Source organism: Pseudomonas sp. NFACC42-2 (assembly GCF_900116055.1).
In the GTDB taxonomy this organism is placed as follows: Bacteria; Pseudomonadota; Gammaproteobacteria; order Pseudomonadales; family Pseudomonadaceae; genus Aquipseudomonas; species Aquipseudomonas marginalis.
Window position 1 is genome coordinate 66,796 of record NZ_FOZO01000022.1, and the last position, 21,085, is coordinate 87,880.

A 21,085-nucleotide genomic window follows, 5' to 3' on the forward strand; every position below is an offset into this window, starting at 1 on the left:
GCGGGTCTCCTTTTTCTTGTTGTTGTCAGCTCAGCGGCCAGTGGTGTTGACAGGCTTGGCGAACCGCCCTGGCGCTGCTCAGGTCAAGCAGGCCAAGGCTCAGTTGCCGGCATTGCGCCGCGTCCAGGTGACGGACGCGGTCCTTGATTTCTGCGATTTGCGGCGGGCTGACGGACAACTCGCTGACCCCCAGGCCGACCAGCACCGGCGTGGCCAGCGGATCGGACGCCAGGGCGCCGCACACGCCGACCCAACGTTTGTGTTTCGCCGCACCGGCGCAGGTCTGGGCGATCAGCCGCAACAGCGCCGGGTGCAGCGCATCGACACGCGCGGCGAGGCCGGCATGGTCGCGGTCCATGGCCAGGGTGTACTGGGACAGATCGTTGGTGCCGATGGACAGAAAGTCTGCGTGCTCGGCCAATTGTTCGGCCATCAGCGCCGCAGCGGGCACTTCGATCATCACCCCCAACTCGGGGCGTTGGCTCAGTTCCAGCTCTGCACACAACTCATCCAGGCGCTGGCGAATCTGCAGCAGTTCGTCGACTTCGCTGACCATCGGCAACAGGATGCGGCAGCGTTGCAAGGGGCTGACTTGCAGGAGGGCGCGCAATTGCTGATCGAGCAGTTCAGGGCGCACCTGGGCCATGCGAATACCGCGCAGGCCCAGCACCGGGTTGGCTTCGACGGGCAGCGGCAGGTAATCGAGCTGCTTGTCGCCACCGACGTCGATGGTGCGGATGATCACCGACTTGTCGCCCATGGCATCCAGCACGGCTTGATAGGCGTGGCATTGTTCCTGTTCATCCGGCGCGGTGCGGCGGTCGACGAAGAGGAACTCGGTGCGCAGCAGGCCGACGCCGTCAGCGCCGTTTTCAAAGGCCACCTGGGCCTCGGCGCTGGAGGCGACATTGGCGGCCACTTCGATGTTCACGCCATCGCGGGTTTGCGCCGGTTGTTGGGCCTGGGCCTGTTGCTGCCGGCGACGCAGTATCTGCGCGTCGCGGATCCGGTGGACTTCGGCATGACGCGCCGCGCTGGGGGCCAGTTCCAGGCGGCCGTTGCCGGCGTCGAGCACCACGCGCTGGCCGTGCGGCACATCGAGCACCTCAGCGCCCAACGCGACGACACATGGCAAGCCTTTGCCCCGCGCCAGGATGGCGACATGGGACGTGGCGCCACCTTCGGCCATGCAGATCCCGGCAGCCTGTTGCGCGCTCAGTTGCAGCAAATCCGAAGGGGTCAGTTCATGGGCGCTGACAATCGCTCCCGCAGGCAATTCGAAATGCCAGGCTTCACCCAACAGTGCGCGCAGGACCCGTTGTTGCAGGTCGCGCAGGTCGTTGGCGCGTTCGGCGAACAGCGGCTTACCGAGGGCCTGCAATACCGCGCACTGCGCCTGGATCGCATCGCGCCAGGCATGGGTGGCGGCGCTGCCGTGTTCGATAGCTTCGGTGGCGGCGTCCAGCAGGGCGGGGTCTTCGAGCAGGGCCAGGTGGGCGGCGAAGATCTCTTCTTCTTCGACGGCCTTGCGTTGTCGCGCCTGGTCCAAGGTGCTGCGGATTTCACCGCGCACCTGCTCCAGGGCTGCGTCCAGGCGTTGCAGTTGTTCGTCAGTGACGTGATGGCCGGGGTCCGACGGCAACTCGATACCCGCCAGCCGAAACAACGGCCCGCAGACTAGTCCCGGTGCCGCGCACACGCCCTGCAACACATCAACGTCCGTGGTTGCCCGGCGCGGCATGGCGACGACCGGTGCGTGGCGTTCAGCCTTGACGGCGGCGGACAAGGCCGCGACCAGCGCCTGCAGCGCGGCCTCGGCGTCCTTGCCGCGACAGGTCACGCGCACCTCGTCGCCTTCGCCAATGCCCAGCCCCATCAGACCGATCAGGCTGTCGCAGGCGGCCGACCTGGCGCCGAAGTGCACCTGCGCCTGGCTGCTGAAACCCTGGGCGGTCTTGCGAATCAACGCCGCCGGCCGTGCGTGCAGGCCGCCACGGTGAGTCACGCGCACGCTGGCGCTGGTTTCGGCGACGGCGTTATCCACAGCCGTTTGCTGCGCTGCGTTCGCACGCGGCACAACCTGCACCAGGGGGTCGCCCTGCTTGACGGTTTTCGCGGCCAGCGGGCGCAGTTCAAAGTGTTCGCCGTTGGTGAGGATGATCAGGCTGACCAGGCTTTTGCATTGGCGGGCGATACGGTCCAGGTCAAAGCGCACCAGCGCCTGGCCATTGCTGACCCGCGCGCCTTCCTTGACCAGCAGGGCAAACCCTTCGCCGTTCAATTCGACCGTGTCGATGCCGATGTGCAGCAACATTTCGGCGCCGTTGTCGGCGCGTATCGTCAAGGCGTGGCCGGTGCGGGCGACGTGGATGACCACGCCATCGCACGGCGCATGCAGGCAATCGTTGAGCGGGTCGATCGCCATGCCGTCGCCCAGGGCGCCGCTGGCGAACACGTCGTCAGGCACGTTGCCCAGGGCCAGTAACGGCCCGCTGAGGGGTGCGTTGAGGGTCAGTTCATTATTGTTGTTGGGCATGGGCACGGTACTCATCAGGAAAGCGCGACTCAGTGAGTGCGGGTAACTTTGCTCAGGTGGCGCGGCTGGTCCGGGTCCATGCCTCGGGCGACGGACAGGCCGGCCGCCATGACATAGAAACTCTGGATCGCCAGGATCGGGTCCAGGCTCGGGTGTTCGGCGCGGCTCAGGGTCAAGTCGCGTTCGGCGATATCGTCCGGTGCTGCGAGCAGCACGCGGGCACCGCGTTGGCGCATATCGGCGGCCAGGCTCAACAAGCCGGCTTGCTCGGCACCCCGTGGTGCGAAGACCAGCAGCGGGTAGTCCGCGCCGATCAAGGCCATCGGCCCGTGGCGTACCTCGGCGCTGCTGAAGGCTTCGGCCTGGATCGCCGAGGTTTCCTTGAGCTTGAGCGCCGCTTCCTGGGCGATGGCAAAACCGGCGCCCCGGCCGATCACCATCAGTTGCTGGCAGCCGCGCAGCGCCTCGATGGCGGGCGTCCAGTCCTGCCCGGCGGCTTCACGCAGGCCTTCGGGCAGGGCCTGGCAGGCTTGCAGCAAGTCGGGCTCCTGGTTCCAGTGGCCGATCAACAGCGCGCTGGCGCTGAGGGTGGCGATAAAGCTCTTGGTCGCGGCCACGCTGAGTTCCGGCCCGGCGCACAGGGGTACATGGAATTCGCAGGCGGCTTCCAGCGGCGAGTCTTCGGCGTTGACCAGCGAGATGCTCAAGGCGCCACGCTTGCGCAGCAGGCGCAGGCTGTTGACCAGGTCCGGGCTTTGCCCCGACTGGGAGAAACCGAACGCTACCTGGCCGCTGACTTTCATGGGTGCTTGCAACAAGGTCACCACCGACATCGGCAACGACGCCACCGGGATGCCGACATGCTGCATGGCCAGGTAGGCGAAGTAGCTGGCGGCGTGGTCCGAGCTGCCCCGCGCAATGGTCATCGCCACCTGCGGCGGCTGGCGGCGCAGGCGGCCGGCGACTTCTTCCAGCAGCGGGCCCAGGCGTTGCAGTTGCGCCGCGACGGCGTCACCGGAGGCCAAGGCCTCTTCAAGCATTTTTGAAGACAATGGTTTCTCCTTCGACCATGACGTCGGTGAGGTGCAGGGAGCGGTCCAGGCGCACGCAGTCGGCGAAGCTGCCGGGTTGCAGGCGACCGCGTTGTTCCAGGCCCAGGTAGTCCGCCGGAAATTGCGACAGGCGTTGTGAGGCTTCGCTGATGGGCAGGCCGATTTTCACCAGGTTGCGCAGCGCCTGATCCATGGTCAGGGTGCTGCCGGCCAGGGTGCCGTCGGCCAGGCGCACGCCGCCCAGGCATTTGGTCACGGTGTGGCTGCCCAGCTTGTACTCGCCGTCGGGCATGCCGGCGGCGGCGGTGGAGTCGGTGACGCAGTACAGGCACGGGATCGCGCGCAGGGCCACGCGCATGGCGCCGGGGTGCACGTGGAGCAGATCCGGGATCAGCTCGGCGTACTTGGCGTGGGCCAGCGCGGCGCCGACGATGCCGGGTTCGCGGTGATGCAACGGGCTCATGGCGTTGTACAAATGGGTGAAGCTGGTGGCGCCGGCGGCGAGGGCGGCGACGCCTTCTTCATAGCTGCCCAGGGTGTGGCCGATCTGCATGCGCACGCCGCGCTCGCTGAGGGCGCGGATCAGGGCGTCGTGGCCAGCGATTTCCGGGGCGATGGTGATCACCCGGATCGGCGCCAGGCGCAGGTAGGCTTCGACTTCGGCCATCAAGGCGGTGTGGGCGAAGTTGGGCTGCGCGCCGAGTTTTCCCGGATTGATGTAGGGGCCCTCCAGGTGCACGCCGAGTACCCGGGCGCTGCCCGTAGGACGCTGCTCGCAGAAGCGCCCGAGTTGGCCCAGCACGCTGGAGATTTCGTCCACCGGCGCGGTCATGGTGGTGGCCAACAGCGACGTGGTACCAAAACGCACATGGGTGCGGGTGATGGTCTCGAAAGCGTCGGCGCCTTCCATGATGTCTTTACCGCCGCCGCCGTGGACGTGCAGGTCGATAAAACCCGGCAGCAGGTAGGGCAAGTTGTTTTCAGCCGGGTCGCAAGGCTCGCCCTCGATGGCGATGACCTTGCCGTGCTGGTGCACCAGGCGGCCGCGCATCCAGCCGTGGGGCGTGAGGATATTGTCTTCGGACATGGGCAGTTTCTCTAAGGCCGCAATTCGGCGGCAAAGTCATAACGGCGAAGCTCTGCGACAAAGTCGTAGTAGTCGTTGCGGCAGTAGGTGTCGGTGATTTCGATCGGCGTGTTGTCGGCGGTGTAGCCGACCCGGGTCATCAGCAGCATGGCGGTGCCGGGGGCGATGCCCACCAGCCGGGCGAATTCGTCCGAGGCGTTGATCGCCTGGATGTGTTGCAGGGCGCGAACGATGGGTTTGCCGATGCCTTCCAGGTATTCGTACAGCGAATGGCCGATGGCTTGCGGCTGCGGCAGTACCGAGGCGGGCATGGCGGTCATCTCGATGGCCATCACGGTGTCATCGGCCTTACGCAGGCGTTTGAGACGCGCCACCTTGTCGGTCGGCGACAGGCCCAGGCGGATCAGTTCTTCGTGGGTCGGCGGGGTGATCTCGCGCTCCAGCCATTGGGAGCTGGGCACAAAGCCCTTGAGGCGCAACATCTCGCTGAACCCCGACAAGCGCGACAGCGGCTGTTCCAGGCGTGGCGTGATAAAGGTGCCGGAACCCTGGCTGCGGCGGATCAGGCCTTGGGCGAACAACACTTCCAGCGCTTTACGGGCGGTCACCCGCGAAATGCTCAGCTGTTCGCTGAGGGCGCGCTCCGAGGGCAGGGCCTGTTCGGATTTCCACTGGCCGGCATGGATTGCCGCTTCCAGGTTGCGGGCCAATTGCAGGTACAGCGGCGTGGATTGTTTGTCGTCGGGACGCAGCGTCAGGATGGGGTTCATCTATGAGGTTTCCGATGCGGTTATTGGAGTGTTGTCGCCCGGTATTGGCCGGAAGCTAATACCACTTAAATACCATGTCAATGCTGCCAAAACGGTGCGAGTACCGGTTTCAGGGCGCCTTAATGGTGCCTGGTATCAAGTGGTATTAGAGAGGTCTTTATCGCGCGCAGAAGTGCGCAGCCCGCGCGGTGAACTGGTATTCACCGGCAGGCGAGGGAGGGGGAGGGAAATATTTTTAATTAAATTACGAACGGTCGAAGATTTACGGGCGGATCTCGATCAGCGTGCCGTCCTTGACCAGGTTCCAGACTTCGCGCATGTCGACGTTGCGCATGCCGATGCAGCCGTCGGTCCAGTCCAGGGTGTGGAACCACTGCTCCGGGTACTCTTCGGTGTCGGGCGTGCCGTGGATCATGATCATGCTGCCGGGCTTCACCCCTTCGCGACGGGCGCGGGCGGCATCGCTGATATTCGGGTAGGAGATGTGCATGGACAGGTAGTAGCGGTCGCTGGTCTTGCGCCAGTCGATCCAGTACAGGCCTTCCGGGGTGCGGCGGTCGCCCTCGATCAGCTTGTGGCCCTTGGGGTTTTTGCCCAGGGAAATCCGATAGGTCTTGAGGGGCTTGCCGTCGTTGATCAACTGCAATTGGTGGGCGGACTTGAGCACCAGGACTTTTTCGACCGTCTTGCCGCCCAGGGTTTCCACGGTAGAAGCCGGCGAAAGCGTGGCGAACGACAGGCAGATCAGAGCAAGCAACCAACGCATTAAAACGGTATCCCTGTGGCGACGAGCTGCCGAATGGTTATTGGGCGGGCTTGGAAAGAGGTGGCACGGCTTCGCTGCGCACCGGGAAGGACTGCTGGCGGCGGTCGGCGAAAAAGTATTCTAGGGTACGCCCGACCGTGCGGAAAGCCAGCTCGGACCAAGGGATGTCCGCCTCGTCGAACAGCTGCACTTCGAGGCTTTCGGGGCCTGCGGCGAAGTCCAGGTCGACCAGTTCGGCGCGGTAGAAGATATGCACCTGGCTGATGTGCGGCACATCGATCAGGGTGTAGATGCTCAGGTTGCGCACCCGGGCGCAGGCCTCTTCCAGGGTTTCGCGCATGGCGGCCTGTTCCACGGTCTCGCCGTTTTCCATGAAGCCTGCGGGCAGGGTCCAGTAACCCAGGCGCGGCTCGATGGCGCGGCGGCACAGCAGTACTTTATCGCCCCATACCGGCAGGGTGCCGGCGACGATATTGGGGTTCTGATAGTGAATGGTCGAGCAGTGATCACACACGAAACGCAGGCGGGCGTCGCCTTCGGGAATGCGCTGGGTAACCGGTTTACCGCACTGGCTGCAGAAATTCATGCTGGGGTTCCTGGAAAGTGCGTCTATCTTGGCTTGGCTGGCAGGGCCCTGCAAGTTGTCGTTTAGCGACATGCTCCGGGTTTTGGGGTTGGGCGCCCGGCGGCTTTGGTGCATGATGCAAGGTAGCCAACAGACCGAGATGACTCATGCTGGACGAGCTACTTCGCCGGGTAAGCAATCACACCCCCCACACGCTGGAAACCGATGGGCGTTTCCCCGAGGCCGCGGTGCTGGTGCCGATTACCCGCAGTGACGAACCTGAGCTGATCCTGACCCTGCGCGCCAGCGGCCTGTCGACCCATGGTGGCGAAGTGGCCTTTCCCGGCGGGCGCCGCGACCCCGAAGACCCGGACCTGATCTTCACCGCCCTGCGTGAAGCCGAAGAAGAAATCGGCCTGCCCCCCGGCCTGGTGGAGGTCATCGGCCCGCTGAGCCCGTTGATCTCCCTGCACGGCATCCGGGTCACGCCCTATGTGGGGGTGATCCCCGACTACGTCGAATACCTGGCCAACGATGCCGAGATTGCCGCCGTCTTCAGCGTGCCTTTGGATTTTTTCCGACAGGACCCGCGCGAACATACCCACCGCATCGATTACCAGGGCCGCAGTTGGTACGTGCCCAGTTATCGTTTCGGCGAATACAAGATCTGGGGCCTGACGGCAATCATGATCGTCGAGTTGATCAATCTGCTTTATGACGACGCCCAGATCAGCCTGCACCAGCCGCCCAAGAGCTTCATCAATACCTAAGCCGTCGTTTGAACGGCCAGCCGTGAGGGAACAGCATGAAATACCGCCTGGGCGATGCCCGCGTCGAGACCCATCCACACAGCTGGGTGGCGCCGAATGCCACGCTGGTGGGCAAGGTCAAGCTGGAGGAGGGCGCCAACGTCTGGTTCAACGCGGTGCTGCGTGGCGACAACGAGCTGATCCTGATCGGCAAGAACAGCAACGTCCAGGACGGCAGCGTGATGCACACCGACATGGGCTACCCGCTGACCCTGGGCACCGGCGTGACCATCGGCCATAACGCCATGCTGCATGGCTGCACGGTCGACGATTACAGCCTGATCGGTATCAACGCGGTGATCCTCAACGGCGCCAAGATCGGCAAGCACTGCATCATCGGCGCCAACTCGTTGATCGGCGAAGGCAAGGAAATTCCCGATGGCTCCCTGGTGATGGGCTCGCCGGGCAAGGTCGTGCGTGAATTGACCGACGCACAGAAGCGGATGCTGGAAGCCAGCGCCGCGCACTATGTGCATAACGCCCAGCGTTACGCGCGGGACCTGGTAGAGCAGGAAGAATGAGTGCAGTTGAACGCCCCGTCGCCTCGCCGTGCGTGAGCATTTGCGCGCTGGATGATGACGATATTTGTACCGGTTGCCAGCGTACCGTGGATGAGATTACGCGTTGGAGCCGCATGGACAACGCTGAGCGCCGGGTGGTGTTGGGCTTGTGTCATGAGCGGGCGGTGGCGGGTGGGTTGGTGTTTATGGCTTCTGGTAAATCCGGCGCCTGATGGATCGCCATCGGGGGCAAGCCCCCTCCCACATTTTGACCGCATTCCTACAGATTAAACGCGGTTAAGTGTGGGAGGGGGCTTGCCCCCGATGAGGCCCTCCCAGACGACATATTTCCAAATGTGAAGTACCCTGTGCCCCTTGTTCACAGGTCCTTCGCCCCATGCTCTTCCTGATCGCCTACATCAGCAGCGTCGTGCTGATCAACTTCGCCTTCTCCACTGCCCCGCACCTGGACGTCATCTGGTCGGCCTGGGGTGGCCTGGTGTTTATCCTGCGCGACATGGTGCAAACCCGCTTCGGCCACGGGGCGATCATCGCCATGCTGGCGGCGCTGGTGTTGTCGTATATCACCTCCGACCCCTCCATCGCCCTGGCCAGCGCCACGGCATTCGCGGTGTCGGAATGCATCGACTGGCTGGTGTTCAGCATCACCAAGCGCCCGCTCCACGACCGCCTGTGGATAAGTTCGGCGCTCAGCATTCCCCTCGACACCTTTATCTTCTTCGGCCTGATCGGTGCGCTCACCCCTGCCGTGGTGGGCACCGCCTTGGCGTCGAAGTTCGCCGGGGTCACGGCGGTGTGGCTGATCATGGCCTGGCGCATGCGCAAGCGCGCCGTCGCCAACTGAAGCCAATTTTTACAGTTCATGTAAAATGCCGGCCTTTCTCCCCATGATCCGCTCCCCTGAGGACCTGAGATGACCCGAATCGGAACTCCATTGTCGCCAACCGCGACCCGCGTTTTGCTGTGTGGCTGCGGTGAGCTGGGCAAGGAAGTGGTGATTGAACTGCAACGCCTGGGCGTTGAAGTGATTGCCGTGGATCGCTACGCCAACGCGCCGGCCATGCAGGTTGCCCATCGCAGCCATGTGATCAACATGCTCGACGGCGCCGCCCTGCGTGCGGTGATCGAAGCGGAAAAACCGCACTTCATCGTGCCGGAAATCGAAGCCATCGCCACCGCTACCCTGGTGGAGCTGGAGGCCGAAGGCTTCACCGTGATCCCGACCGCCCGCGCCACGTCGCTGACCATGAACCGTGAGGGCATCCGTCGCCTGGCCGCCGAAGAGCTGGACCTGCCGACCTCGCCGTACCACTTCGCCGACACCTTCGAAGACTACAGCAAGGCCGTCCAGGACCTGGGCTTCCCCTGCGTGGTCAAGCCGGTGATGAGCTCGTCGGGCAAGGGCCAGAGCTTGCTGCGCAGCGTCGACGATGTGCAGAAAGCCTGGGACTACGCCCAGGAAGGCGGGCGTGCCGGTAAAGGCCGGGTGATCATCGAAGGCTTTATCGACTTCGACTACGAAATCACCCTGCTGACCGTGCGTCACATCGGCGGCACCACCTTCTGCGCGCCGGTCGGCCACCGTCAGGAGAAGGGCGACTACCAGGAATCCTGGCAGCCGCAAGCCATGAGCCCGATTGCCCTGGCCGAGTCCGAGCGCGTGGCCAAGGCGGTGACCGAGGCGTTGGGCGGTCGTGGCCTGTTTGGCGTGGAGCTGTTCATCAAAGGCGATCAGGTGTGGTTCAGCGAAGTATCGCCGCGCCCCCATGACACCGGCCTGGTGACCCTGATTTCCCAGGACCTGTCACAGTTTGCCCTGCATGCGCGCGCCATCCTCGGCCTGCCGATCCCGTTGATCCGTCAGTTCGGGCCTTCGGCTTCTGCGGTGATTCTGGTGGAAGGGCAGTCGACCCAGACCGCATTCGCCAACCTCGGCGCCGCCTTGAGCGAGCCGGACACGGCGTTGCGTCTGTTTGGCAAGCCGGAAGTGAATGGCCAGCGCCGCATGGGCGTGGCGTTGGCGCGGGATGAGTCGATTGAAGCGGCTCGTGCCAAGGCAACCCGTGCTGCCCAAGCGGTTGTGGTAGAGCTCTAAAAGCATCGGGGGCAAGCCCCTTCCCACACTCGAATGTGGGAGGGGGCTTGCCCCCGATCGCTGTTTATCAGGCAACCCTGTTCAAATCGTTATCCCGCGTCTCTTTCAGGCACAGCACCGCAATCAAGCTGAGCAACGCCGCCGCCGACACATACCCACCGACATAACTCAGCCCACCCATCGCCACCAGCTTGGTCGCGAAGAACGGTGCGGCCGAAGCACCCACGATCCCACCCAGGTTATACGCCGCCGAAGCCCCGGTATAACGCACGCGGGTCGGGAACAGTTCCGGCAACAGCGCACCCATCGGCGCGAAGGTCACCCCCATCAGGAACAGCTCCAGGGCCAAAAACAGTGCCACGGCCCAGGTAGAGCCGTGGGTCAGCAATGGCTCCATGGTGAAGCCCGACAGAATCGCCAGGATCGCGCCGACGATCAGCACCGGCTTACGCCCGTAGCGATCACTGGCCAAGGCCGCCAACGGTGTGGCCAGGCCCATGAACAGCACTGCAAAGCACAGCAACCCCAGGAACGTCTCGCGGCTGTAGCCCAGGGTCGACACGCCGTAGCTCAGGGAAAAGGCCGTGGTGATGTAGAACAGCGCGTAGCACACCACCATCGACGCGGCGCCCAGCAGGACCGGCAACCAATGCTGGCTGAACAGCTCCACCAGCGGCACTTTCACCGGGGCTTCCTTCGCCACGGCATTGGCGAACACCGGGGTTTCATGCAGCTTCAGGCGCGCATACAGGCCGACCATCACCAAGGCTGCGCTGAGGATGAACGGGATGCGCCAGCCCCAACTGCGGAACTGCTCGTCGTTCAGGCTCATCGCCAGGATCAGGAACAAACCGTTGGCTGCCAGGAATCCGATCGATGGGCCCAGTTGCGGGAACATGCCGAACCAGGCGCGCTTGCCTTTCGGCGCGTTCTCGGTGGCCAGCAACGCTGCACCGCCCCATTCCCCGCCAAGCCCCAGCCCCTGGCCGAAGCGCAGCACGCACAACAGGATGGGAGCCCAGGCACCGATGCTGTCATAGCCGGGCAGCAAGCCGATCAGCGTGGTGCACACGCCCATCAGCAGCAGCGAGGCCACCAGGGTCGACTTGCGGCCGATGCGGTCGCCGAAGTGGCCGAACAGCGCCGAGCCCAGCGGGCGGGCGATAAAGGCGATACCGAAGGTCAGGAACGACGCCAGCATCTGCGCGGTACCGGAAGTCTGCGGAAAGAACACCGGCCCGATCACCAGCGCGGCAGCCGTGGCATAGATATAGAAGTCGTAGAACTCGATGGCGGTGCCGACGATGCTCGCGGTGGCGACACGTGCGGTCGAGTTGGTCGGGGCGGCGGTCGCGGCCTCGTTATAGGTGGTGCTCATGGCGGTATCCCTGACGGTCATTGCGCGTTTGGACGCGGATTATTATTGGGTCGAACACCCTTGGATCAGGGTTGTGCGCGGGGCGGCTCGGGATGGGAGCGAACACCGGTCGGACATGGTAAAGCGGTGCCTGGACACGCTGAGTGCGGGTAGCACGCGGTCGGGCGGGGGCTTGGGTAAGCCGCAGGGATTATAGGAAGGGGTTTGGAGTTACAACAAGTGACTGACGTGCTGCAAATCAAAATGTGGGAGGAGGCTTGCCCCTTCCCACACGGGATTATCAGGAAGCTATGCGGCCACAGGCATGTGGCTGGTATGCCAGATCAGCACCTTGCTGACGCGGTTGTCCTCGGTCTCGAGGATTTCCAGGCGGTAGCGGCCGATCTTCAGGCACACCGCGCAATCCGGAATGGTTTCCAGGGCCTCGGTGACCAGGCCGTTGAGGGTCTTGGGGCCGTCGCTGGGCAGGTGCCAGCCCAGGCTCTTGTTCAATTCGCGAATCGACGCGGCGCCGTCGATGATATAGCGGCCATCGGGCTGCGCTTCGATATGCGGGTTGTCCGCACTTTGCTCGTTTTCGAATTCGCCGACGATTTCTTCGAGAATATCTTCCAGGGTGACGATACCCAGGACTTCGCCGTATTCATCCACCACCATGCCCAGGCGCCGCTGCTGCTTGTGGAAGTTCAGCAATTGCAGTTGCAGGGGTGTGCTTTCCGGGACGAAGTAGGGCTCGTAGGAAGCCTCGAGCAAGGCTTCCTTGGTCAGGCTGGCGTCCGGCAGCAGGTGCTGGATCAGCCGGGTGTTCAGTACGGCTTCGACCTGGTTGATGTCACTGTGGAACACCGGCAGGCGAGTGCGCGGGGAGGTGCGCAGTTGCTCGATGATTTCTTCGATCGAGTCATCCAGGTTGATACCGTCCACTTCGCTGCGGGGCACCAGGATGTCATTGACGGTGATGTTGTCCAGGGCGTGGATGCCCGGCATGCCTGGGGTGCGGCGGTCGTCGGCCTCGGGCTCCGGTTCATCGCCGTGGTCGGGCTGTGGCTCGTCGCTGTTTTTCACCACGCCGGCCTTTCGGGCAAATGGGCGCAGCAGCAACAGGCTGATGCCATTGAGCAGCCAGGCGGCGGGGTAGAGGATTTTCAACGGCACGCCCAGCAATGTGTTGCCAAAGCCCAGCACCGCGTGCGGATGACGGGTTGCCAGGGCGCGGGGCAGGTAGTCGGCCAGGATCAGCAGGACGGCGCAGGAGATCAGCCAGCCGAGCCACGGGCCGTTTTGTGCCCAGGCATAAATCGCCAGCAGGGTGCAGAGGATGACCACGGCCGCACGGCACAGGCTGTTGCACAGGATCAGGCTGTGGCGCGGGAAGCTCAGGCGGGCGGCAGCCTTGTCGCCCTGGCGTGTACCGGGGCGCAGGGCCAGCAGGTGTTGTTGTGCGGCTTCGATGGCGGTAAACAGCGCCGCCCATAACACCAGCAGGGCGATTACCGCGAGCATCGGCCCCAGGGGCAAGTTGTCCATTTTGGCTGCCCGTCAGATATGCAGGATGTATTCGCGAACCAGCTTGCTGCCGAAATAGGCCAGCATCAGCAGGCAGAAACCGGCCAGGGTCCAGCGAATCGCCTTGTGCCCGCGCCAGCCAAGGCGGTTGCGGCCCCACAGCAATACGCTGAACACCACCCAGGCCAGGCACGCCAGCAGGGTCTTGTGCACCAGGTGCTGGGCAAACAGGTTTTCGACGAACAGCCAACCGGAAATCAGCGACAGCGACAGCAGCGTCCAGCCGGCCCACAGGAAACCGAACAGCAGGCTTTCCATGGTTTGCAGCGGCGGGAAGTTCTTGATCAGCCCGGAAGGGTGCTTGTGCTTGAGCTGGTGGTCCTGCAACAGCAGGAGCAAGGCCTGGAACACCGCGATGGTGAACATGCCGTAGGCCAGGATCGACAGCAGGATATGGGCGAGGATGCCTGGCTCCTCATCGATCACCTGCACCGTACCGGTGGGGGCGAACTGCGCGAGCAGCACCGTCAGCACGCCCAATGGGAAGAGCAGGACCAGCAGGTTCTCGACAGGAATCCGATAACAGGCCATCAGCGTCAGCGCAATCACCGCCGCGGCGATCAGGCTGGCGGCGCTGAAGAAGTCCAGGCCCAGGCCAACCGGCGTCATCAGGTGGGTGAACAGGCTCGCGGCATGGGCCAGCAGGGCGAGGACGCCCAGGCCGACCAGCAGGCGTTTGTCCGCCTTGGCGCCTTGGGCCAGACGAGAGCCCTGATAGAGGGTCGCAGCGGCATACAAGATGGCGGCGGCGAGGCTGGGTAGCAAACTGGGTGACAAGGGGAGCATAAATCCTGATAGGCAAGCCCGAAAGGTGCTGAGTTTGGCATACACCTGCGTTCCACGAAAGACTCCAGGGCCAGACAGCGGGTGTGCATGGGCGCAGTCTTCGCTATAATCCGCGACCTGCCCACGCCGCAGGCTCGCCGAGCGCTGTGTTTAATAGCGATTTACCACAGCCTGGGCCGCCATTACCTCGGTCTACCAATGCATTTCGATGAATAGGGCCTGAAAGGATCGCGCATGTTTGAAAACCTGACTGACCGTCTCTCGCAGACGCTGCGCCATGTAACCGGCAAGGCCAAGCTGACCGAGGACAATATTAAAGACACCCTGCGTGAAGTGCGCATGGCGTTGCTGGAAGCCGACGTCGCCTTGCCTGTGGTCAAGGACTTCGTCAACTCGGTCAAGGAGCGCGCGGTCGGCACTGAAGTGTCCCGCAGCCTGACCCCGGGCCAGGCCTTTGTGAAGATCGTCCAGGCCGAGCTCGAAAGCCTGATGGGCGCGGCCAACGAAGATTTGAACCTCAGTGCCGTGCCACCGGCCGTCGTGCTGATGGCCGGTCTGCAAGGTGCGGGCAAGACCACCACCGCCGGCAAGCTGGCGCGCTTCCTTAAAGAGCGCAAGAAGAAGTCCGTGATGGTGGTATCGGCCGACGTGTACCGTCCGGCGGCCATCAAGCAGCTGGAAATGCTCGCGGGCGAAGTGGGCGTGACCTTCTTCCCGTCCGACCTGAGCCAGAAGCCGGTCGACATCGCCAACGCTGCTATTAAAGAAGCAAGGCTCAAGTTCATCGACGTGGTCATCGTCGATACCGCCGGTCGCCTGCACATCGATGAAGAGATGATGGGCGAGATCAAGGCGCTGCATGCCGCGATCAACCCGGTCGAGACGCTGTTCGTGGTCGACGCCATGACCGGCCAGGATGCGGCCAATACCGCCAAGGCCTTTGGTGATGCGCTGCCGCTGACCGGCGTGATCCTCACCAAGGTCGACGGCGACGCCCGAGGCGGTGCCGCACTGTCGGTACGTGCAATCACCGGCAAGCCGATCAAGTTCATCGGTATGGGCGAGAAGAGCGAAGCGCTCGAGCCGTTCCACCCTGAGCGTATCGCCTCGCGTATCCTCGGCATGGGTGACGTGCTCAGCCTGATCGAACAGGCCGAAGCGACGCTCGACAAGGACAAAGCCGATAAGCTTGCTAAAAAGTTGAAGAAGGGCAAGGGCTTCGACCTCGAAGACTTCCGCGACCAGCTGCAACAAATGAAGAACATGGGCGGCCTCGGCGGCCTGATGGACAAGCTGCCGAACATCGGCGGCGTGAACCTGGCGCAAATGGGCAATGCCCAGGGCGCGGCAGAGAAGCAATTCAAGCAGATGGAAGCCATCATCAACTCCATGACCCCGGCCGAGCGCCGCGACCCTGAGCTGATCAGCGGTTCGCGCAAGCGTCGGATCGCCATGGGTTCCGGCACCCAGGTGCAGGACATCGGGCGCTTGATCAAGCAGCACAAGCAGATGCAGAAGATGATGAAGAAATTCTCCGCCAAGGGCGGAATGGCCAAGATGATGCGCGGCATGGGCGGTATGTTGCCCGGCGGCGGCATGCCGAAAATGTAAAGTATTCGAGCGGGAGTTCACTCCTGCTCCGACCCACAGGGATGTGGGATCTCCAGCAAACCCGCCGTTGGCGGGGGCTGACCTGCCGTTTTAACCGACGGCTCTCTAGCAGATCTGAATGGCACGCTGATAGGCGCCAGAAAAAGACATTTGCAAAAGTCCGGATATTCCTTAGAATATGCGGCCTTTCGGGCACCTATGCCCGCTGTGCATTTAGATTTGCAGCACCGACTACAGGAACGATGTTCACATGCTAACAATCCGTCTTGCCCTTGGCGGCTCCAAAAAGCGCCCGTTTTACCACTTGACCGTAACTGACAGCCGCAACCCACGTGACGGCTCTCACAAGGAACAAGTAGGTTTCTTCAACCCGATCGCTCGTGGTCAAGAAGTCCGCCTGTCCGTGAACCAAGAGCGCGTAGCCTACTGGCTGAGCGTTGGTGCACAACCGTCTGAGCGTGTTGCCAAGTTGTTGAAGGACTCGGCTAAGGCCGCAGCCTGAGCAATATGAACGCGACGCCAACTGTTGCTGATGATTTGATCGTTATCGGCAAGATTTATTCTGTTCATGGCGTTCGCGGCGAAGTGAAGGTGTATTCCTTTACTGATCCGACTGAAAACCTGTTGCAGTACAAGACCTGGACGCTCAAGCGCGAAGGTAGTGTGAAACAGGTCGAGCTGGTCAGTGGACGCGGGAGCGATAAGTTCCTGGTCGCGAAGCTCAAGGGTCTTGATGATCGTGAAGAAGCTCGTCTTCTGGCCGGTTATGAGATCTGCGTGCCGCGCAACCTGTTCCCTGAATTGACCGACGGCGAGTACTACTGGTACCAGCTGGAAGGTCTGAAGGTTATTGATCAACTCGGGCAATTGTTCGGGAAAATCGATCATCTTCTGGAAACCGGCGCCAATGATGTAATGGTGGTCAAGCCTTGCGCTGGCAGCCTGGATGATCGCGAACGCCTGTTGCCGTATACCGAGCAATGCGTGTTGGCTGTCGACCTGGCGGCGGGCGAGATGAAGGTGGAATGGGACGCGGACTTCTAAGCGTGGCTAATTTGCGCATTGAAGTGATCAGTTTGTTTCCCGAGATGTTCTCCGCCATCAGCGAGTACGGCATCACCAGTCGGGCGGTGAAACAGGGGCTGTTGCAGCTCACCTGTTGGAACCCGCGAGACTACACGACGGATCGACATCACACTGTGGACGATCGCCCATTTGGCGGTGGCCCGGGCATGGTGATGAAGATCAAGCCCCTGGAAGATGCGTTGGTTCAGGCCAAGGCAGTCGCCGGGGAGAAGGCGAAGGTAATTTACCTGTCCCCTCAAGGCCGTCAGCTGAAGCAGGCTGGGGTCCGCGAACTGGCGAATGAGGAAGCACTGATCCTGATTGCCGGTCGCTATGAAGGCATTGACGAGCGGTTTATTGAAGCTCATGTCGATGAAGAGTGGTCGATTGGGGACTATGTCCTGTCTGGCGGCGAGCTGCCGGCGATGGTCCTGATAGATGCGGTTACACGACTGCTGCCTGGAGCTTTAGGGCATGCGGACTCCGCGGAGGAAGATTCCTTCACGGACGGTTTGCTGGATTGCCCGCACTACACCCGACCGGAGGTGTATGCGGATCAGCGTGTTCCCGACGTATTGCTAAGTGGCAATCACGCACACATCCGGCGTTGGCGTTTACAGCAGTCCCTTGGTCGGACCTATGAACGACGCGCCGATCTTCTGGAAAGCCGCTCGCTTTCTGGAGAAGAGAAGAAGCTGCTCGAGGAATACATCCTCGCGCGGGACGATAGTTAACAACGTATCGATGGTAGGTCCATTGACTTACCTTAGGAGCACAGCATGACTAACAAAATCATCCTTGCACTCGAAGCAGAGCAGATGACCAAAGAGATCCCTACCTTTGCCCCGGGCGACACCATTGTCGTTCAGGTGAAAGTGAAGGAAGGCGACCGTTCGCGTCTGCAAGCGTTCGAAGGCGTGGTAATCGCCAAGCGTAACCGTGGTGTGAACAGTGCTTTCACTGTTCGTAAAATCTCCAACGGTGTTGGCGTAGAGCGTACTTTCCAGACCTACAGCCCGCAAATCGACAGCATGGCCGTCAAGCGTCGCGGTGACGTACGTAAAGCCAAGCTGTACTACCTGCGTGACCTGTCCGGTAAAGCAGCTCGCATCAAGGAAAAACTGGCTTAAGTCCAGCTTCCCGATGCAGAAAAAAGCAGCCTACGGGCTGCTTTTTTGTGCCCGCGATTTGAGGTCCGGGATAGGATCTACCTGATTCCGCCACTTTTCTGTTCGAGTCCCTATGCCTGCCATCGACCACCCTTTGATCGACCGTTTCCTCGATGCCCTATGGCTGGAAAAAGGCCTGTCAGATAACACCCGCCAGGCCTACCGCAGCGACCTGGCGCTGTTCAACGGCTGGTTGCAGGAAAAACACCTGGAACTGATCAATGCCGGCCGCGAGCTGATCCTCGATCACCTGGCCTGGCGCCTGGAGCAGAACTACAAACCCCGTTCCACCGCACGATTTCTCTCCGGTGTACGTGGGTTTTATCGTTATTTGCTGAGGGAAAAACTGATCGCCCTCGATCCGACCCTGCAAATCGATATGCCGCAACTGGGTAGGCCTTTACCCAAATCCCTGTCGGAAGCCGACGTCGAGGCCTTGCTCGCTGCGCCCGACCTCAGCGAAGCCATCGGCCAGCGTGACCGCGCCATGCTGGAAGTGTTGTATGCCTGTGGCCTGCGGGTCACGGAGCTGATCAGCCTGACCCTGGAGCAAGTCAATCTGCGCCAGGGTGTGCTGCGGGTAATGGGCAAGGGCAGCAAGGAGCGGCTGGTGCCGATGGGGGAGGAAGCGATTGTGTGGGTCGAGCGCTACATGCGCGATGCCCGCAGCGAGCTGCTTGGCGGGCGGCCCAGCGATGTGCTGTTTCCCAGCCAACGCGGCGAACAGATGACCCGCCAGACGTTCTGGCATCGCATCAAACACCAGGCCAAGGTCGCGGGGATCGGCAAGAGCCTGTCGCCCCACACTTTGCGCCATGCATTCGCCACCCATTTGCTCAACCACGGTGCGGATTTGCGCGTGGTGCAAATGCTGCTCGGGCACAGCGACTTATCCACCACCCAGATCTACACCCATGTGGCGCGTGCGCGCTTGCAGGATATGCATGCCAAGCACCACCCGCGAGGCTGAAAAGCGCCAATTTATGCCGCCACGGGCTGCCCTGCGGCCCAACTGTGGTAGGCTTTGCCGGTTAGCAAAGGGGACCGCCCGCACCCGTGTTTCCGTATTGGCGCGCCTGCACCCGTCCCTGCATCTGCCTTCAGGAGTTTCCATGCGCTTGACCCAGATTATTGCCGCCGCAGCCATTGCGTTGGTTTCCACCTTTGCCGTCGCCGATGACGCGGCCGAGCAGACCATCCGCAAGAGCCTGGCCAACCTGCAGCTCGATACCCCGATCGAAAGCATCAGCGCCAGCCCGATGGCCGGCCTGTATGAAGTCAAGCTCAAGGGCAGCCGCGTGCTGTACGCCAGTGCAGACGGTCAGTACATCGTCCAGGGCTACCTGTTCCAGCTCAAGGACGGCAAGCCGGTCAACCTGACCGAGAAAGCCGAGCGCCTGGGCGTGTCCAAGCTGATCAACGGCATCCCGGTGGCTGAAACCGTGGTTTACCCGGCCATCGGCGAGACCAAGACCCATATCACCGTGTTCACTGACACAACCTGCCCGTACTGCCACAAGTTGCATGCCGAAGTGCCTGCGCTGAACAAGCTGGGGGTGGAAGTCCGCTACGTAGCGTTCCCGCGCCAGGGCCTGGGTTCGCCGGGCGACGAGCAGTTGCAGGCCGTATGGTGCTCGGCCGACAAGAAAGCGGCCATGGACAAGATGGTCGATGGCAAGGAAATCAAGGCCGCTAAGTGCGCCAACCCGGTGTCGAAGCAATTTGCCCTGGGCCAGTCCATCGGCGTCAACGGTACACCGGCCATCGTTTTGGCTGACGGCCAGGTGATTCCGGGCTACCAGCCGGCCCCACAAGTTGCCAAACTGGCGCTGGGTGCCAAATAAACCAGCATCGTCGAACCTTTGACGATCATGGCCCGTGGATAAGTCGACGGGCCATTAATTGAAAGCCGCAGTTGTGCGGCTGTTTTTCACGGCCGACCTAGCGTCGGCCGTTTCATGGGGAGTTCTTCAGTGAAACCGGTCAAAGTAGGCATCTGTGGGTTAGGGACCGTCGGTGGCGGCACCTTCAACGTACTTCAGCGTAATGCTGAAGAAATTTCCCGCCGTGCAGGGCGTGGGATTGAAGTGGCGCAAATTGCCACGCGTTCGCCAAAGCCTCAGTTCCAAACGACCGGTATTGCGATTACCAACGATGTCTTCGCCGTGGCCACCAACCCTGAAATCGATATCGTCATCGAGCTGGTGGGCGGTTACACCGTGGCCCGCGAGCTGGTGCTCAAGGCGATCGAAAACGGCAAGCACGTGGTCACGGCCAACAAGGCGCTGATCGCCGTACACGGCAACGAGATCTTCGCCAAGGCCCGCGAGAAAGGCGTGATCGTGGCATTCGAAGCCGCGGTTGCCGGTGGTATCCCGGTGATCAAGGCGATCCGTGAAGGCCTGTCCGCCAACCGCATCAACTGGGTGGCCGGCATCATCAACGGCACCGGTAACTTCATCCTCACCGAAATGCGCGAGAAGGGCCGTACCTTCGAAGACGTACTGGCCGAAGCCCAGGCCCTGGGGTACGCCGAAGCCGACCCGACATTCGACGTGGAAGGCATCGACGCGGCGCACAAGCTGACCATCCTGGCGTCCATCGCCTTTGGTATCCCGCTGCAGTTCGACAAGGCCTACACCGAAGGCATCACCCGGCTGACCACTGCCGACGTGAACTACGCCGAAGCCCTGGGCTACCGCATCAAGCACCTCGGTGTCGCGCGTAGCACCCCGGCGGGTATCGAGTTGCGTGTGCACCCGACGCTGATCCCGGCCGATCGCCTGATCGCCAACGTCAATGGCGTGATGAACGCCGTGATGGTCAACGGTGATGCCGCTGGTTCCACGCTGTTCTACGGCGCCGGTGCCGGCATGGAGCCGACCGCTTCGTCGGTGATCGCCGACCTGGTGGACGTGGTGCGCGCCATGACCAGCGACCCGGAAAACCGCGTGCCGCACCTGGCTTTCCAGCCGGATTCGCTGTCGGCCCACCCGATCCTGCCGATCGAGGCCTGCGAAAGCGCCTACTACCTGCGCATCCAGGCCAAGGATCACCCGGGCGTGTTGGCCCAGGTGGCCAGCATCCTGTCGGAGCGCGGTATCAATATCGAGTCGATCATGCAGAAGGAAGTCGAGGAGCAGAACGGCCAGGTGCCGATGATCCTGCTGACCCACCGGGTGCTCGAGCAGCACATCAACGATGCCATCACCGCGCTGGAAGCCTTGCAAGGCGTCGTGGGCCCGGTGGTGCGGATTCGCGTCGAACACCTGAACTAACCGATCTGTTCCAGAGGCCCCGTGTGTGCGG

At 62.4% G+C, this 21,085-nt stretch carries 22 protein-coding genes; 13 read left to right on the top strand and 9 right to left on the bottom strand.

The features are described 5' to 3' along the window. Positions 1–25 precede the first annotated feature (25 nt). The 6 genes from ptsP to BM416_RS26110 form a co-directional block, all read right to left on the bottom strand. The gene (gene ptsP / locus BM416_RS26085; protein WP_092489926.1) at positions 26–2,536 is read right to left on the bottom strand and encodes a phosphoenolpyruvate--protein phosphotransferase; all 2,511 of its coding nucleotides are present in this window, start codon (positions 2,534–2,536) and stop codon (positions 26–28) included. A gap of 29 nt (positions 2,537–2,565) precedes the next feature. Beyond that, complete coding sequence (locus BM416_RS26090; protein WP_371856071.1) at positions 2,566–3,576, bottom strand: SIS domain-containing protein; 1,011 nt, start codon at positions 3,574–3,576, stop codon at positions 2,566–2,568. Next, positions 3,569–4,675: an N-acetylglucosamine-6-phosphate deacetylase gene (gene nagA, locus BM416_RS26095; protein ID WP_092489928.1), complete on the bottom strand. Its 1,107-nt coding sequence runs from the start codon at positions 4,673–4,675 to the stop codon at positions 3,569–3,571. The genes BM416_RS26090 and nagA overlap by 8 nt, the downstream gene beginning before the upstream one ends. A gap of 11 nt (positions 4,676–4,686) precedes the next feature. Continuing rightward, the gene (locus BM416_RS26100) at positions 4,687–5,445 is read right to left on the bottom strand and encodes a GntR family transcriptional regulator (protein ID WP_065939225.1); all 759 of its coding nucleotides are present in this window, start codon (positions 5,443–5,445) and stop codon (positions 4,687–4,689) included. A 262-nt stretch (positions 5,446–5,707) separates the two neighbouring features. After that, positions 5,708–6,211 (bottom strand): L,D-transpeptidase family protein, encoded by a 504-nt coding sequence (locus BM416_RS26105; RefSeq protein WP_027605448.1) that lies wholly within the window; start codon positions 6,209–6,211, stop codon positions 5,708–5,710. A 37-nt stretch (positions 6,212–6,248) separates the two neighbouring features. Then, positions 6,249–6,797 carry an NUDIX hydrolase gene (locus BM416_RS26110; protein ID WP_092489929.1) on the bottom strand — a complete coding sequence of 183 codons (549 nt, stop codon included), beginning with the start codon at positions 6,795–6,797 and terminating at the stop codon, positions 6,249–6,251. Positions 6,798–6,943: 146 nt separating this feature from the next. On the opposite strand from BM416_RS26110, the gene BM416_RS26115 reads away from it, so the two are divergent. The 5 genes from BM416_RS26115 (at position 6,944) to purT (ending at position 10,201) form a co-directional block, all read left to right on the top strand. Continuing rightward, entirely contained in the window at positions 6,944–7,546 is a 603-nt protein-coding gene (locus tag BM416_RS26115; RefSeq protein WP_015885706.1) for a CoA pyrophosphatase, read from the top strand. A 35-nt stretch (positions 7,547–7,581) separates the two neighbouring features. Then, positions 7,582–8,106, top strand: coding sequence for a gamma carbonic anhydrase family protein (locus tag BM416_RS26120; RefSeq protein WP_065939223.1), 525 nt, complete (start codon positions 7,582–7,584; stop codon positions 8,104–8,106). Next, positions 8,103–8,318, top strand: coding sequence for a DUF1289 domain-containing protein (locus BM416_RS26125; protein ID WP_027605451.1), 216 nt, complete (start codon positions 8,103–8,105; stop codon positions 8,316–8,318). Before BM416_RS26120 ends, BM416_RS26125 begins: the two co-directional genes overlap by 4 nt. A 164-nt stretch (positions 8,319–8,482) precedes the next feature. Continuing rightward, complete coding sequence (locus BM416_RS26130) at positions 8,483–8,950, top strand: VUT family protein (protein WP_092489930.1); 468 nt, start codon at positions 8,483–8,485, stop codon at positions 8,948–8,950. Between the two features lie 69 nt (positions 8,951–9,019). After that, a complete protein-coding gene (gene purT / locus BM416_RS26135) occupies positions 9,020–10,201 on the top strand; it encodes a formate-dependent phosphoribosylglycinamide formyltransferase (RefSeq protein WP_092489931.1) in 1,182 nt (393 codons plus the stop codon). 67 nt (positions 10,202–10,268) lie between these two features. Here purT and BM416_RS26140 read toward each other — a convergent pair whose 3' ends face one another. The 3 genes from BM416_RS26140 to BM416_RS26155 all read right to left on the bottom strand — a co-directional run bounded on the left by BM416_RS26140 (position 10,269) and on the right by BM416_RS26155 (position 13,931). Continuing rightward, positions 10,269–11,579 (bottom strand): MFS transporter, encoded by a 1,311-nt coding sequence (locus tag BM416_RS26140; protein ID WP_092489932.1) that lies wholly within the window; start codon positions 11,577–11,579, stop codon positions 10,269–10,271. 288 nt (positions 11,580–11,867) lie between these two features. After that, positions 11,868–13,106 (bottom strand): transporter associated domain-containing protein, encoded by a 1,239-nt coding sequence (locus BM416_RS26150; RefSeq protein WP_092489933.1) that lies wholly within the window; start codon positions 13,104–13,106, stop codon positions 11,868–11,870. 12 nt (positions 13,107–13,118) lie between these two features. Beyond that, complete coding sequence (locus BM416_RS26155) at positions 13,119–13,931, bottom strand: cytochrome C assembly family protein (RefSeq protein ID WP_065939219.1); 813 nt, start codon at positions 13,929–13,931, stop codon at positions 13,119–13,121. A gap of 234 nt (positions 13,932–14,165) precedes the next feature. Here BM416_RS26155 and ffh point away from each other — a divergent pair, with 234 nt between their 5' ends. The 8 genes from ffh (at position 14,166) to BM416_RS26195 (ending at position 21,054) form a co-directional block, all read left to right on the top strand. Further along, a complete protein-coding gene (gene ffh / locus BM416_RS26160) occupies positions 14,166–15,542 on the top strand; it encodes a signal recognition particle protein (RefSeq protein WP_003175900.1) in 1,377 nt (458 codons plus the stop codon). Positions 15,543–15,792: 250 nt separating this feature from the next. After that, the gene (gene rpsP, locus BM416_RS26165; protein ID WP_003238923.1) at positions 15,793–16,044 is read left to right on the top strand and encodes a 30S ribosomal protein S16; all 252 of its coding nucleotides are present in this window, start codon (positions 15,793–15,795) and stop codon (positions 16,042–16,044) included. Positions 16,045–16,049: 5 nt separating this feature from the next. Continuing rightward, a complete protein-coding gene (rimM, locus tag BM416_RS26170) occupies positions 16,050–16,586 on the top strand; it encodes a ribosome maturation factor RimM (protein WP_027605457.1) in 537 nt (178 codons plus the stop codon). Beyond that, the gene (trmD, locus tag BM416_RS26175; RefSeq protein WP_175539101.1) at positions 16,568–17,341 is read left to right on the top strand and encodes a tRNA (guanosine(37)-N1)-methyltransferase TrmD; all 774 of its coding nucleotides are present in this window, start codon (positions 16,568–16,570) and stop codon (positions 17,339–17,341) included. The genes rimM and trmD overlap by 19 nt, the downstream gene beginning before the upstream one ends. Before the next feature lie 45 nt (positions 17,342–17,386). Then, positions 17,387–17,737, top strand: a complete 351-nt coding sequence (rplS, locus tag BM416_RS26180; RefSeq protein WP_003175895.1) for a 50S ribosomal protein L19 — start codon at positions 17,387–17,389, stop codon at positions 17,735–17,737. Between the two features lie 112 nt (positions 17,738–17,849). Then, complete coding sequence (xerD, locus tag BM416_RS26185) at positions 17,850–18,746, top strand: site-specific tyrosine recombinase XerD (RefSeq protein WP_092489934.1); 897 nt, start codon at positions 17,850–17,852, stop codon at positions 18,744–18,746. Between the two features lie 142 nt (positions 18,747–18,888). Then, entirely contained in the window at positions 18,889–19,620 is a 732-nt protein-coding gene (locus BM416_RS26190) for a thioredoxin fold domain-containing protein (RefSeq protein WP_027605460.1), read from the top strand. Positions 19,621–19,749: 129 nt separating this feature from the next. Next, positions 19,750–21,054 (top strand): homoserine dehydrogenase, encoded by a 1,305-nt coding sequence (locus tag BM416_RS26195; RefSeq protein WP_065939217.1) that lies wholly within the window; start codon positions 19,750–19,752, stop codon positions 21,052–21,054. Positions 21,055–21,085: the final 31 nt, after the last annotated feature.